This window comes from Arcicella sp. GW458-12-2-14-TSB2 (assembly GCF_059423785.1).
Genome location: NZ_JBWKYN010000139.1, coordinates 1 through 15672 on the forward strand (window position 1 = coordinate 1; position 15672 = coordinate 15672).

General features: G+C 35.8%; 10 protein-coding genes. All 10 read right to left on the reverse strand.

The genetic code is table 11. The features are described from left to right. Positions 1-11: 11 nt before the first annotated feature. Positions 12-887, reverse strand: a complete 876-nt coding sequence (locus AC07XN_RS17690) for a hypothetical protein (protein WP_494744022.1) — start codon at positions 885-887, stop codon at positions 12-14. A gap of 84 nt (positions 888-971) precedes the next feature. After that, entirely contained in the window at positions 972-1274 is a 303-nt protein-coding gene (locus AC07XN_RS17695; RefSeq protein ID WP_309920008.1) for a DUF4286 family protein, read from the reverse strand. A 289-nt stretch (positions 1275-1563) separates the two neighbouring features. Next, complete coding sequence (gldF, locus tag AC07XN_RS17700; RefSeq protein WP_309920007.1) at positions 1564-2286, reverse strand: gliding motility-associated ABC transporter permease subunit GldF; 723 nt, start codon at positions 2284-2286, stop codon at positions 1564-1566. 148 nt (positions 2287-2434) lie between these two features. Continuing rightward, positions 2435-2968 (reverse strand): DUF4199 domain-containing protein, encoded by a 534-nt coding sequence (locus AC07XN_RS17705; RefSeq protein WP_494744023.1) that lies wholly within the window; start codon positions 2966-2968, stop codon positions 2435-2437. A gap of 3 nt (positions 2969-2971) precedes the next feature. Beyond that, entirely contained in the window at positions 2972-3523 is a 552-nt protein-coding gene (locus tag AC07XN_RS17710; RefSeq protein WP_494744024.1) for a DUF4199 domain-containing protein, read from the reverse strand. A gap of 156 nt (positions 3524-3679) precedes the next feature. Beyond that, positions 3680-4948, reverse strand: a complete 1269-nt coding sequence (locus AC07XN_RS17715) for a dihydroorotase (RefSeq protein WP_309920001.1) — start codon at positions 4946-4948, stop codon at positions 3680-3682. A gap of 114 nt (positions 4949-5062) precedes the next feature. Next, positions 5063-5443 (reverse strand): glycine cleavage system protein GcvH, encoded by a 381-nt coding sequence (gene gcvH, locus AC07XN_RS17720; RefSeq protein ID WP_309919998.1) that lies wholly within the window; start codon positions 5441-5443, stop codon positions 5063-5065. Positions 5444-5535: 92 nt separating this feature from the next. Beyond that, positions 5536-12819 carry a T9SS outer membrane translocon Sov/SprA gene (gene sov, locus AC07XN_RS17725; protein WP_494744025.1) on the reverse strand — a complete coding sequence of 2428 codons (7284 nt, stop codon included), beginning with the start codon at positions 12817-12819 and terminating at the stop codon, positions 5536-5538. A 410-nt stretch (positions 12820-13229) separates the two neighbouring features. Then, positions 13230-13823, reverse strand: a complete 594-nt coding sequence (gene ruvA / locus AC07XN_RS17730) for a Holliday junction branch migration protein RuvA (RefSeq protein ID WP_494744026.1) — start codon at positions 13821-13823, stop codon at positions 13230-13232. A 157-nt stretch (positions 13824-13980) separates the two neighbouring features. Next, on the reverse strand, positions 13981-15528 hold the full coding sequence (locus AC07XN_RS17735) for a lytic transglycosylase domain-containing protein (RefSeq protein ID WP_494744027.1): 1548 nt from the start codon (positions 15526-15528) through the stop codon (positions 13981-13983). Positions 15529-15672 lie beyond the last annotated feature (144 nt).

Below are 15672 nucleotides of genomic sequence, written 5' to 3' on the forward strand. Positions count from 1 at the left end.
GTAGAAATATATTATTTACTTAGTTTTAAGTGATAGCCTACACTGGGAGTTAAGTAAATTTTATCACTAATATCAAAAATGCCAATAGGTACAAGCACATTCAAATCAAAAGCATGTCTTAATCTATCAAAACGTAAGCCTCCTGAAAGTACAAAGCCGTTTTCAACACTTAATCCGTTGCCAATTGCAAAGAAGTTTTCGGTGAAAAATGTAAGATTGGGAGAAGTTTTTTTCATGTATCCCACTGAAAGACCAAAACCACCACGGGTATCTTCTGTAAAAAAAATAGGACTGATATTTAAGAAGCTTTCTTTTTTACCAAAACTAAAAGAAGGAATAACAATCGAAGTACTACCAATGCTTCTTCCTCCTATATGGTTTCCTGAGACAGAGAAGTTGAATTTTTCTTTGGATATAATATTTAATTTTGCTTTTAAAGAATAGAATTGTGTTGGAATGATAGTCAAAAACCCGAGTCCTATACTAAACCGATCACCCATAGCCGCAGTGAATTCACTATAATGAAAAAGTGTATTATGATATTCAATAGCATCTTTTTCCATTGCAAAACCAGTAGGAGCAACAAGCAGGCGATTAACAAAACGGTTTGGATAATAAGGTTTGTTACTGATAGGGTTGTTTTTATCGTACAATTCAATACTTACAATTTGAGAGACATCTACTGTAATTAACCCTAAATTATCTGTTTGGATTTTGCTTTGTACTGCATTCTGTTCAATAACTCTTCCTAATAATTGTGTGCCATCTTTTAGCCGAATAATATATGAATTTGGCTTCGTTTTAGTAGTATCTGTTTTGTAGTAATCTTGAGCAGTAATCGTAGAACATACTGTAAGAAGGCAAAGTAAAAGTAATATTTTTTTCATTAGCTGTAGTTAAATGGGAGGTTGATTGTATTATCAGAGGGTTTTAAATGTAAATATGATGTTGAATAAAGTAGTATTCAATAATTAAATTTCTTGCAGAAGGCTAGGAAAGAAAACGTATTTTCCACGATAGCGTTTATCAACAGCATCGTTTAAATCATCTAAATAATCATTTTCAAATACTTCAAACCCTTCTATACTATCAAAAACGTATTGGAAAGAATATGTTACACCTCCGTTATCGATTTCAGTCAATAACTTCAAGATTTTGAAGCTTTTTGGGAAACCAGTAAGCATTACTTTCGGAACATGAACTGTTCGCATCCAATCAAGAAAATCTTGTTCCGAGTTGATATCAATATTGTATGTGATATTATGAAAAAGCATAAAAGATAATTGTGAGTTATGTGGTAATTTGTGAATGAGTGAGTTGTGATTTAGTGATTGTTTTTAGTTGTGAATGAGTGATTTGTGGGTTAGTGAATTAGTGATTTATGATTTAACAGCTTTGTGTCTTTGCCTTTACAAAGTCTCAAAATCCTAGCGTCCAAGATCTAGTATCTAGCGTCTTTCAATCTTAAAGTCATTCAGTCCTAAAGTCCAAAATCCTAAAGTCCTAAGTCTAATATCTTCCAGTCTTTAATCTTTAAGTCCTAAAGTCTCCAAATCCCAACAATCACCTAATCGTAGATAATTTAATCTTTGTTCCCCAAAGTGCCAAGAAAATGACAGAAACAAAATAGATAACGTTTCTAGAATCTATTAGCCCTCTTCCAAGAGCATCATATTGGTAATCGAGTCCTAACTGAGCAAAAATATAGCCAAAATCACCTAAAAATGGCAATTGAGCCAGTTGTCCTATCCCGTAGTAAAGTACTAAACAAATTGTAAAAGCTAAGATAAATGCCGTTACTTGGTTATCTGTTAGGGAAGACGTGAAAATACCAATAGCCGCAAAAACACAAGCCAAAAAGAAAAGCCCCAAGTAAGAACTCAACACAGCAGCCGAATCGACATTGCCTTGTGGATTACCTAGTTGATATACAGAATAATAATATAAAGTTGTGGGTAAAAGTGCTAATAAAACTAAATAACAGCTAGCGAAATACTTACCTAAAATAATTTGCCAAGTAGAAAGTGGCTTAGTAAATAATAATTCTATCGTACCCGTTTTTACTTCTTCGGCAAAAGCCCGCATTGTGGTGGCGGGAATCAAAAATAAAAAGATAAAAGGAGCAATCTGAAAAAATGATGATAAATCTGCAAAGCCAAAATCAAGAATATTATCCTTAAAAAACCATACGAATAAACCAGTTGCTGTGAAAAACACACCAATCACAATATAACCGACGATTGAGCTTAGGAAAGTATTTACTTCTTTTTTGAAGATTTGATACATGGTAAATTAAAAATTTGAAATTGAGTTTGCTAGCTTGATTATGAATGTTAGCTAATGTAAAATAAACGTTGTTATTGTGTGAATTAAAGAGAGAAATATTCGTGTCTTAAAATCACAACTCTTACTTAACTCAATTATTTACAAAACATTATTCAAAAATCGACTTTTCTTTTTTCAGGATAGCAGAGATAATTAAAGCAACAATTAACCCACCAATAAAGCCAGCTATAACAGTGATAATAAATCCAATACTTGGGTCTGTAGCATAACTAATGATTTTTTCATTTACTTCCATCTGCGCATCTGTAGCTCCTTGTTCTTCCATTTTTTGGCGCATCAGATTAGCCTGTTTAATCATTTCAGAGTTATCAATGTACTTTAGATAAAGAATATTAAAGCCACCAGATACAATACCCCAAATAACCCCAGAAAGTAACCCTATACCCAGACCCTCGCCATAGCTCATAAAACCATTATTCTGGCTTTTATAATCATTCATTGCCAATACTTGAATCAAACAAGTAAAAGCCAGTCCTATTAAAAATAAAAAGAAGCCAGTAGAAACATCTTGACTATTTTTTAGTCCTAAAAGTTGAGTTGCTACTGATAGAATAATAGAGATAATCCCTGCGATAATTCCCCATTTTAAAGCAATTCTTGTGGTAGTAGTTTGGCTTTCCATCGATTAAGGTTTTTTTACATATTGATACTGACGTCTGAAAAATAGAGAAATCATGATAGAAACTAATATTCCGAGGGGCACTTTGCCTTTCAATCCAATAATTTCATCAATGGCGATATCTTTAGGAGATAAAATTTTAAAAGCTTCTAAAATACTATTGAAAGATGCTACACCCATTTCTTGGATATATCCATTCCTTACTTTTGGCATTTTAAGCATAGCAGTTGTTTGTTCAATATATTCGGCTAAAATAGTATTACCATTAGCACTCAACCAAAAATAAAGTCCTAATGCACTGATGCAGGCTCCAACAATATTAGTAAGATTAGCTACAGCAAAACCCTCCCAAAAGTGTAATGTATTATCTGGATTGTTTTTACGATAGTTTTTTACCGCGAATACCATCACTACAATGCTGAATAATAAAGAAGGTGCTTTTTTACCATCTAAAGGAATCTGCCCTATACTTTTTATAACAAAACAATAAGCTAAAGTCAGCAATCCAGCAATGATACCGTATATGATGATTGTTTTTGTAAACGATTTATTAAACATTCTTTTGTTGGTAAGATGATGATTTAGTGATGAGCTTTGAGCAGTAAGCTTTGAGTTTTTATACAATACAATTAAGAGCTTAAAGCATACTGCTCAATGCTTACAACTAAACAATTACGCTTACAGCTCAAGGCTTATAGCTCATAGCTAAGCTAGCTAAACAATTACTTTTATCGCTTTTCCTCTCAATGTTTTTCCAATAAATGGAGAGTTTTTTGAGGCAGAGATGATTTTTTTCTCACGATATACCCATTCTTCATCTTCTGAAAAAACAGTGAGATTAGCTTTTTCACCTACTTCAATTTTCGGTATGCTAAGTTGAAGAATTTGTCGTGGATTTACAGTAATTTTCTCAATTAAATCTTCTAATGAAATTTTTTCATTATACGTATTAACGGCTGCGAAAAGGGTTTCTAAACCAATCACCCCAAATTCTGCCATATCAAATTCTAATTTTTTAGATTCTTCATCTTGTGGATTATGATCTGATACAATGGCATCAATTGTTCCATCTTCTAAACCATCCCACAGGGCATCAACATCTTCTTGTGTGCGGAAAGGAGGGTTTACTTTAAAGTTGGTATTAAATTCTGATAAATCATTTTCAGTAAAACAAAGTTGATGCGCATACACATCACAAGTAATAGGAAGCCCAATATCTTTACCCATTCGGATTAAATTTACTGATTCTGCCGAAGATATACCAGAAAAATGTAACACACTTTTATCAACAGGCAAGTCCGTAAAAGGAGTATTCAATACATATTCCAACAACTTCAAATCACGCATGAGCATAATTTCTTCAGCCATTTGTGGCATTCCTTTCATTCCTAAAAAAGTACTCATCATGCCATCATGCATTTGGCCAAAATGAGTGAGGTTGGTATCTTCTGGACGATTGATTAATACGCCACCAAATTGAGAAAGATATTGTAACGTTTTTAAGAAAATATCTGGATTTTGAATAGGGTTTTCACCATCAGTAAAGGCGATAGCTCCTGCATGATGAAGGTCTATCATTTCAGTAAAATCGTTTCCTTCACATTTTAACGTAACAGCCGCCATCGGATGAAACTTTACTTTTTCTCCAGCTCGTTTTAAATAATTCACACTTTCACGTGTTTGAATTACGGGCTTGGTATTGGGCAATAAAGCAATTTCAGAGAAACCGCCAGCTAGGGCAGCAGCTTCCATCGACTGAAAACTCTCTTTATATTCGTGTCCTGGTTCTTTAGGGTGTACGCGTAAATCGAACCAACCGATTGATACGCAAATATCTTTACCTTCAATAATTTCATCGGCATCCAAATCGATTTCATCTTCAATTTTTTGGATACTGCCATTTTCGACAAAAATATCTTTAACCTGACCATTCAGGTCGTTGTTTTTACAAATTATTTTAGCGGAACGAATAAGAATTTTCATATTTATGTTTTACCACAGGTTGAAAAAAGAGATTGTTAGATATGATTAACACTGGGCTTTGTACATCAAAAAAAAGCCCTGATTGTCAGGGCTTTATAAAGTATTTGTTTTGGATTAATATCCAACGTGTTCTTTGTAAGAATCAGTATCCATCAAGGCTTCAATATCAGCAATGTTAGCTACTTTCATTTTAATCATCCAACCTTCACCGTAAGGGTCAGAGTTTACTAATTCAGGAGCATTGACTAATGCTTCATTGACTTCTAAGATTTCGCCGGCAATTGGCAAAAATAAGTCAGAAACAGTTTTAACAGCTTCTACCGAACCGAAAATTTCGTCTTGTGCTAAGGTTTGTCCTGCTGTTTCAATTTCTACATATACAATATCTCCTAATTCACTTTGTGCAAAATCTGTGATACCTACTATAGCAATATCACCTTCTAATTTCACCCATTCGTGTTCTTTTGTATAACGAAGCTCTGCTGGAAAATTCATCTGTGTTGGTTTTGTTGATTTTTTGAATTGGGTCGCAAGTTAAATTAAAATTAGTAAAGTTCAAAAAGCTTCTCAAGCAAACTATTGATGATTTATTCTGATAAACTAAATCTTACTTGGAAACCAGCCGCTATCGTAGAACGATAATATGAATTTGAAACAAAAGGATTATTAAACATTTTATCAAAATAAACATTCACACTGAGCCTTTTATTGACATTATAACTTGCTTGTGGGCGAAATTGAAAATTCATAAATCCTTGAGTTACTACTGTTTCAGCATCCAATTTCCTTTGTATCGTTCTTGTATCACGAATCGTTAAGTTAGCACTAAACTTTAAATCATTAGGCAAGCGAACTCTTCTGCCTTGTACCCTGAAAGGAATAAGCATATTTGCTTTTGTAAAGCCCATTCCAACCGTTAAATCTTTATTCGTAAGTTCATTTACTTGTGAATTAGCTAAGTTCAAGCCTACATTTCTATCCTGATTATACTCTATTTTCAAGGAGATTTTACTTTTTGTAATGGCATTAAAACCTATAAATGGCGCAAATCTTTCTTCAAATTTTATGGTACTCATCACAAATACTGGAATCAATGTGCCATCTTGATTTACTTTTGATGAAAGCGGATACATTAAATTATTCAAGTTCAACTGGAATGGATCGGTATATTCTAATGATGATACAAAATTACCTACGCTGTAAGTGGACGTATAGGCATGTGTAATAGAAATATTAGAAAACATTCTTTTGAACCAACCAATATTGGACAAACCATTGTAGTCAACTCGCCAATTGGGAAGGGGCAAATTCACAAAAGGAGAGAAGCTCACCTTGTTGGGTGAAACGCCGCTATATGCTGCAAAAAATGCTGGAATCAATACATCTTGCGAATTAATATTATATTCTCCTGTGCCTTGTTTTTGTGCATTAAGGCGGTCTAAAATAGTTTGACGATAACTTCTAAATCGGTTAAAAATTACAGAATTATTGTCAGGTGAATTACTATCAAAAGTCGTCAGGAATGATAGAAACGACATACTGTAATTCCCTGAACGGACTGGACTTTGGCTTTGAAATTCTCCACCAACAGTGGCAGGTCTGAAAAACTCTTGATAATTATCTGACCTACTCCATTTCCCTTCAACCTGTATTTTGAAATCTCTGAAAGGTTCTAGCGCACTTCTGTAAGTGAAATTTTGTGTCCTTGTTTGTAAAAAAGGTACATTCTGGACAGTACTTTTTGTAAGCCAACCATTTTCGGCTGCCCTAAAACGAATATCGCCATCTTGGCTACCCGTAATAAAGCCTATGCCCGGAGCAGAACTCTGATTATTCATTCCTAACAAACCCGGATTGGGCATAAAACCAGCGAGTGTAGTAGATTCATCAATGTTGTAGTTGATGTTAATACCACGGATAGTCATCAATAAACGAGTAATGCTTTTCAGAATATTTGCTTGAGGTTTAATGATGTCTTCATCATCACCGGGGCTTCGGGCAATATTTTTACGTTCTACCCTTGGCTGATTCGCTATTCTTAATGCCCTAATTCTGTTATATAGCGCTACTAAGTCTATCTTACCAGTAATCCCTCGGTTTCTAGTATTTTTAATAATATTACCAAAAGGCATATCCAATGAATCTTTAATATTATACGAATTGGCGGCGTAAGTATAGCCAAATCGATGGTTATAGTCGGCTGTCATCCAATCAGTCAATGGCGATTTATTCAAAGGTAATCTCCAAACAGTGTTTAGTTGTTGGTCATAGTTTTTGGTTCTACCAAATCGCCTTAAATTCGCAGCGACTGAATCTCTATCTTTCTGCGTTTCCAAACCACCATAAGGCTCATCAATGATAGCGTTAGCCGTAGCGTTGTAATTGACAGTAACGTTTTTAGTTAAATTCCAACCCAAGTTATAATAACGGTTGAATAACCAATATTTCTCAAAAAGCGGAGCAACTCCATCAGTTGTGAGTGTCGGTATGCCACTACTTCCTGTCTGCGTTATTTCGGCATTTCGCAATTGCGTTTTGATAAAACTTCTGTCCATATCTGCTCTGATGGTAACAGAATTTGGTAAAGGAGAGAGGTTGAAATCTTTTACCCAACGCAATAAAGGATGATTACTTTTCATTCCCTTAAATGGCTCAATTGACTTCGGATTTCCTGTAAAAGAATAAGTAACGCCACCACGGTGTGATGTTTGTCTATATTCATCAATCGTCGTATTGCTTCTTTTTAATTCAGCGAAAGCATAGGTAAATGTCAGGTTCTCAACATCCCAAGCATGCGACTTGGCAGTCGGATTGGTTTTTATCTTTCGAACATTGGTAAGGTTCAACCCTTTTCGCTCAGAATTATCCTGTACCATCCTACGGTACCGCTCACGTTCTACTGGGTCAGTAATACTAGCCAATGTACTGTCCAGTAAAATATCTGGGTCTAATGGGTTAAAGGTTGGGCTGATATTCCTTTTGTCGTAACTTACATATAATGGAATTTTTAAACCCCATTTTTCAGGTAAAAGCTTGTCAACATTAATGTTTGCGGCAATACCATATTCAATGGTAGTTTCTCTGGCACGTTCCGAAATTTTAGACTGTACGCCACCAAAGCCGTAATTCTTGAACGAACCGCTCATCGTTACGTTGGCAAAATCAGCCAATTTTAATCCTAACTTTCCAATGGCTGCTTGCCCTGAGGTTTGGTCAAAACCAGAAGCCCTTAATTCATCCACCCAGATACAAAAAGTTTTGGGCTGTTCATCTGCTGATTTTGGATTCCGAACCCCAATCATCGTAGTCAGAATAGCACTTTGGTCAGGTCTACCCACAACGGTTACAAAATAAGTATGACCATTATTCCCCAATACTTCTTTACGATACGGAGTATTCAAGCTAATACCAAGCCTATCTCTTTCTATTTTTACACTTTTGATAATAGCAAAAGGAATATCAATTTCATTTTCTTCTCGCCATACTTCTTCAGAAGTAACCGAAGTGGCATAATGAGTTTGTTTCAAACCTTTCGTTTCAACTTCGTAATAATTGTCTGTCAAGTCTGTACCAATTCTGATGAAAGCAGATACATTATTTTCAACATCATTATTTGGGCTGTCCATGTGGACAAACATCTTTAGGTTTTTGTAATTGATAAAATCAAATAACGTATTTTTAAAACCTGCTCTTGAATCACCATCTCTCAAGCCATCGACGCACATACTTAATGACTGTTCGTTTAATTGTGCATTACTAATCGTAGTAATGTCTCTATCACGAACAAAACCTGGAGGTACTACATACGGAACCGTATTCGTGCCTTTGTTGGCAGGGCCGTTTTCTTCAATGTTAACAGTCGTAATTCTAAAGTTAGCATCATAAGGTTCTGGCACATCCTGTAAACCTCTAGGAGTAAGCTCACCAGTATATTTGCGGTATTGAAAACCAGAAAGCTGGAAGGCCGCAAAACGAAAAACTACTGGCTGTTCCCAGCCTGTCAGGAAAGTACGGATAAATCTCATTGATTTAAACCCATTCACATTTCCTACTTTACTCGTATAGTCTTTGATAGGGATTCTGAACAGAAACCAATCAACACCATTTTCAGTAATTTTGTCAACGATATAATTCTGTCCCACTACCATTTTCTCTTGTTTAATATCAAGTTCGTATTGGTAATAAGCTTGGTTATCGTTTACGGTATTATCATTGTTCAAATCCTCACGGTCGGGCTGTTGATTACTTGATTCTGTATAGCCAGAATTAGTATTAGCCGTTGCCGCAGTAGTAGGAGAGTTGTTCTCTAACCCCATATAATTCTTATAGCGGACAATAAGACTTGAGGTGTTATTGTATTTCTCGTTTAAATAATGCACAAAGTCGTCACCAGCGGGGTCGTTCTCAAATTCTAATAAGGCAGTTTGGTCAGTTACTTTTCCACGAACATCATTCAAATAAGTACTGAAAAAACGTTGTTCATCAAATTCATCCGTTGAAGCCGAAGCCTTGTTTGGTAGACCGTCTAGCCCAATATCCTGTAAGCTTCTATCGCTATTATTTGAAAAAGCATTGGTTACAAACTGTTGTTTTGGCGCTAAACCCCAAATTGTTCTTTCAACGTTTGATGAAGTACCCGTCACAATCTTTTCACCTGCTGGAATGCCATTTTCAAAATTCGAGAATCCATCTGGAATAAAATCTTCTGAAATATCCCCTAAGTTGAAAATTAATTTTCCTCCTGTTTGATTACGTCTTTGGCTATTTTGACGGTCAACATCTGCATTTCCAGTAGCCCTTACAACGCCCGTTTCACCTTCTACTAATGGATTCATCATCCAAAATTCAAGGGTTTCAATATTGGCATTATCAAAGTCGGTATCTGAAGTAATCGCACGAGTAATCGCTCCAAAATTTTGTGTCGGATTGTTTAATAAACCTTTGTCATTCAAATTGGTCGAGAAGTTATAAACCCCTCTTTCAGCAGGGAAATAAGAAACATCTAATACGCTTAATGGAATGCCTGTAATGTTGTTCGCTAACTGACGATTTGGGAACAAACTTGTAATAGATACAGCTCTTTCATAGGCATATTTATTAGATTCCTCTGAATTTACCCCCGGTACATTGATATTTGAACCATTATTTCCGTATAAACTAAAGTCTGCAATATAGGTTGAAATTTTGGCTCTTCGGAAACCACTCTCTAAGCTATTGGGAGAGCCTTGAGGAAACATCAGAGGGGTAGCCCCTGGTTTCCAAGCAGTTGCTTGGTTGCTTAAACTGAATACATTTCTAGCTACTTCAAAATCATCAATAAAAGCATTGCCTTGAACATCTTTGTTAACAGACGGAATAAGTTGTGCAAACTCACCTTGAAAATCAATGCCAGATGTTTCTTTGGTAGAGATTAAAGGCAAGGCATCAATCAGTTTTGTTAAGAATTTTGATGGACGTTGGATGGCTGCATCAAAACCAAAAATGGTATTATTAACAGGTTCGTTCCCGATTTGTACCCTTGTCAAGAAGTTAGGAGGACTCTCTTTCATGTGCTGAACAGTAGCTCCCAAATGGAAATTTTGTCCAACGGTATAGTCCAAATGAGCCCCTAGCAATGTTCTGATTTGATTATTAAACAAATCAGGTTTTTCGTAACAGATTTTGATTTCTCGCCCTGAATTTGAAACCCCAACATTTAATATCCTCACTCTACCAGATTGCGGTTCAACAATATAATCTGTTCCAGCCGCTAACGGTACGCCACCTGCTGATACTTGTACCGACTTGGCATCGACACCAATGGGTAAAGAGACATCCCCTCCGCCAGCAGATTGATAACTTCCTTTTAGGAAAAATTTATCCTTGCTGGTCAACTGTGCGGCATCGGTTTGGGTACTTCTATATAAACGATCAAAAACGTATTTATCGACTAACTGAACCTCATCTACATCAAATTGCTTTTGTAAAGTTGCCCCGAAAGGTTCTAGTACTGGGAATATTACTTTTGCATTTTTACTGTCAATGGTTACACCTTCTACAAAGTCAAAATTTCCATCGACTTGGGCATCACCGTTTTGGTTTAGCTTGTCTAGTCCCAAAACCCTGATTAATGGAATATCCTTTAGTTTCCTACCTTCTTGTAAATTCGGATTATCAACGCCAGTTTGGTCATCTTTATAAACCACTCTTAGTTGAAACGCCTGTTTTGCCAATTGCTGAGTATTCAATGAATAAATGTTTTTCATCATCAAATCCCACATCGGATGTTCCAGATTATTACGCACAGTAGATGATTTTAACATTTTTAAAATCAATACTTTATCGTCTGCTTGGTCTTGGTAATCTTCTGTAAGTTCACCAACTTGGTGTCTTTGTCCATTCAACGTATATTCGTATGACACTGCCAACACTTCGTCATTACGAAGAGGTGTAATCAATGAGATATATCCAAGTTCTGGGCTGAATTTAAATTCTCTGTCCGATAAGCGTTTCGCTCCACGAAGTAAGTCAAAGTCAGGACCTTTGGTTAATCCAAATTCGCTTTGTAGCCTAAAAGTTGCTTGGTCTGCCTTTCTTACTTCCGCATCAGCTCTGGCTGCTGCATAAAGCCCATTGTTAGCATTATCCACAGGTGTTTGGGTGCTTCCATTAAAAGGCTGAATATGTTTACTTGTTTTATTATAAGGATTAGCCTCTCCTAAATCCGAAAATGCTACTAGATTTCGGAGTGTTTCAGGGCTTTGGGTTCTGTTGGTTACGTATACTTCAACCCGAGTAATTGTAATCCCTGATGTAATGATTGGGAGGTTTTTAAGCGAGCGTTCATAATTATTTCTAAAGAAAGTAGACAAGAAAAAGTGCCTGTTTTCATCATAAGCACTTGCTTTTATTTCAAAGCTTTTTCCTTGACTTCCTCCTCTTAGGGTGATACAATCTTGTTTTGAGCGTTGTTGGGCCAATACCGTGGTAACATCCAAATTACCAAAACGCATTAACGTTTTTAATCCGAATAGGTTTTGAACCCCCGGAATGAGTTGACTATTTAACTGCCAAGATGTATTACCTACTTCAATGTTTTGTAAAATGTCTTCTTCATTTGTTCGCCAATTTAACTTTAGTTGATTTTGAAAATTGAAACTTGCCTTTGTATCAAAATTGGTATTAATATTTAATTTATCACCTATCTTTCCCTGAAAGTTTACTTGTGCTTGTTCTGTAAAATTCAAGTTGCCAATGTATCGTTGCTGGACAGGAATGGCTGGATTATCAATAAATTGACCAATGTAACCTATATCTAATAAAACATTTCCATTTGGTTTGAAATCTACTTGGGCTCCCCCAAAAATGCGGTCGATAGCAGGCGGAAGTTCTATTTTGGGTAATAAGCCTCGCCCTTTGGTATCATCCTTTCCATCTTGCGAAGCCGCATACTTTCGCCAGTAGTCTCGCATAAACCTATCCTCTTGTAATCTAGAATAATCCTTGATGCTAATCTGCTCGGCAGGGCGATATTGGGTATTATCAGAAAGACTTCTTAGCTTTTCATAAACAGAAATTTTACCTGATGAATCTAGCCTAAATTCAGTATTTAAATCTTTGGAGTCTTTTGGAATAAAGGGTGAGCTTGCTGTTTTTCCTGTAAAGCGATTTGCGTAACGGTCTTTTAATTTGAAACGAGGGCGCCTCCCAGATTTTTTTAGGGTATCAGCTAGGTAAGAAGAAAGAATGCCTTTTGGATTTTTTTTGGTCAGATAATAGGCGATACCATGCATTGGTGAAACCCATGCAAGAGAAGCAAAAACTGACAAAATTAACCCTCCAGAAAGTAAGTAAAACTTTTTTCGTTGCACAGTTAGTAGCTTGATGTTCAAAAAATAAGGTATTTTAATTGATGTGGTATTTTTAAGAACAACTCGTGAAAAACAGGTCAGTAAACCCAAATTTTTCAGAAAATGTGCTTAAAACAGTATTAATTTTTTAATAGGTAAGTTTAGCAAGTGTTTTTATGGTAAAGTAATAAAAGCATCTTGCTGAACTTCAAACGAGAAATAACCCCTCAATATTTCTTAATGTGATTAATTTTTGAAGTATTGAGTGTTTGACGTGAGTCTTCAATGACTATGAAGCTGTTTAAACTTTCCGTTTCTGAGGTGAAAGTATTGTATTTTAGAATTGTTTTTTTCAAAATTTGGGAAGCATAGCATCGCAACGTTGAGTAAATTTTGGGACAAGCTATTCTAAAAGACTTAGTTTAACCCGAAAGGGAAAGTTTAAACAGCTTCTATCGTAAAGCCATTTTGATTAATTGCTCTACCGTGATATCTGTTCCTTCTTTTTTCAAGATGGCATCAATACTTTTCTCAGCAACATTTTTAGGAATCCCTAAGGTAACCAAAGCAGCCAAAGCTTCGTTCCTTACTTTGTTGTTTTGTGTTGGGAAAATAGAAGGCGAAGCAGTTCCTAACATTTGCTCTTTTCTGAGTTTATCTTTCAATTCGATAATGGCTCTTTGAGCTGTTTTTGCACCAATCCCTTTAATACTTTGGATAGTCTTGACATCTTCGTTGATTAACGCATGACGAATTTCGGCAGAGGACATCGAAGAAAGCATGACCAACGCAGTGTTTGGACCAATACCTGATACACTTAGCAAATCAAGGAAAAGTATTTTTTCTTCTGGGTCTTTAAAACCATATAGAATGTGGGCATCTTCTCGGATATTTAGATAGGTGAATAGTTTACAACGCTCCGTACCATCTTGCAAGGCACCGTATGTTTGAAGCGAAATTTTAATTTCATAGCCAACACCGTTTACATCAATTATAACGTAAGCTGGGTCTTTGTATGTTAATTTACCGTCAATATAGGCAATCATCTAATATGTGGAATTATTGTAAAAAGCCAAAGCAAGCAATTTTGCTATACTTCAATCAATTCATAAATGAAAGAATTGATAACTTCAAAAATACACAAAAGTCCGCATAACTCAAATGTCATGCGGACTTTTATATAGCTAGCTATTTTTTAAACTACTACGAAACTCTTAGTTTCATGCCAGCTTTTACAACATTGCTTTTGATTCCATTCAATTTTTTCAATTTATCAATTGAAATTCCTCCGTAGCGTTGTGATATATTCCAAAGGGTGTCGCCGTCTTGCACATTATGAAAACGAACTTTGCCTTTGCTAGCATTTTCTTTCTCTTTTGTATTGGTTCGAGCATACTTTACAGTACTCGAAACCGCAGATTCTTTGAAAATAGTCAATTTCTGCCCCGGTTGAATCGTTGAGTTATCAAGATGATTCCAGTGCTTAAGGTCATAGACATCTACATCAAAATGGTCTGCTATTTGTGTTAAATTATCCTTTTTCTTAACGACATACGTTACTTTCTTTGGCTTTTTATTAATTACCACATCTTCCATGTCATCCTCTACGATTTCCTGTCTGGTAAACACCGTTCTGTTTTCATTAGGAATAGAAGCCAAAGTTTGTTGGAAAGTATTAGTTGTATCTTCCGTTTTAGTGCTACTAGCCAACACTACCCCAGGAGTTTGCATCGCTTTTTCAATAAGAGATGAAGGCATTTTAGTAGCAGAATCAAGAATTGACTTACGGTTTTCTCTGAAAAATGCCATTTCGTCTTTAGGCAATCTTAGCTGAAAATTACGCGTACGAGCAGGCAAAATATGCGTCAAAATCTGAGGGTTCATTTTTTGAATTTGCTCTAGAGAAATGTTACTAAGCGTTGCTAATTTATCCAAATCAATGTACGAATTAACAAGGATAGTATCATGAGGAGTAGCAGTTTCAATATTTTCAGCATAAATATCATGCGAATCTGCATGGTGCATCATATAAAGAATACCGATGTATTGGGGAACATACGCCCTAGTTTCGCGTGGTAAACAATTGTAGATAGCCCAAAATGTTTGTCCGCCACCACATTTACGAATAGCTCTACGCACATTGCCTGGGCCAGTATTGTAGGCAGCTAATACCAAATGCCAATCGCCAAAGATATTATAAAGCTGACGCATATACTTACAAGCAGCTTCAGTAGCTTTTTCTGGATCAAAACGCTCGTCAACATACTCATCCATTTTTAAGCCAAAATCCAAGCGAGCCGTTTTAGGCATAAATTGCCACAGACCGCCAGCACCTGCTCTGGAAATAACCTTAGGGTTCAAACCTGATTCAATCAATGAAAGATATTTTAACTCATCTGGCAGACCATACTTTTTCAAGTATTTCTCATAAAGAGGAAAAAATACCCCATTTCTTTCAAGCATAGTTTTTGTAAATGAAGGTTTGCGATAGGCAAAGTACTCGACAAACTGATGGGTTACAGAATTATATGTAAGAGGAATTTCTTTTTCTAAAGCTTTTAGCCTAGGCTCAACCATCTTTGGGTCGATAAGCCAAGTAGGCTCTGGAGTTGTAATTTGTTGAATCGTTACCGTAGCGGTATCCGCTGTAACAGTTTGCTGGTCTGGACCTGCTGTTATTTGGGCATTTGTAAATGTGCTTACTGAAAGTAAACAACCGATACATAATGTTCTAAAAGTGGCGAGTGTCATACAGTAAGGATTAGTCTATCTTTAATTAAGGGTTAACACAAAAAAATACAATTACAAAGCTAAATGTTTTAAACTAAAAAAACGAATGATTTATTGTGTTTATAAAAGAAGGTGTTGAAATATTATAAGAATTGGGCAATGTTC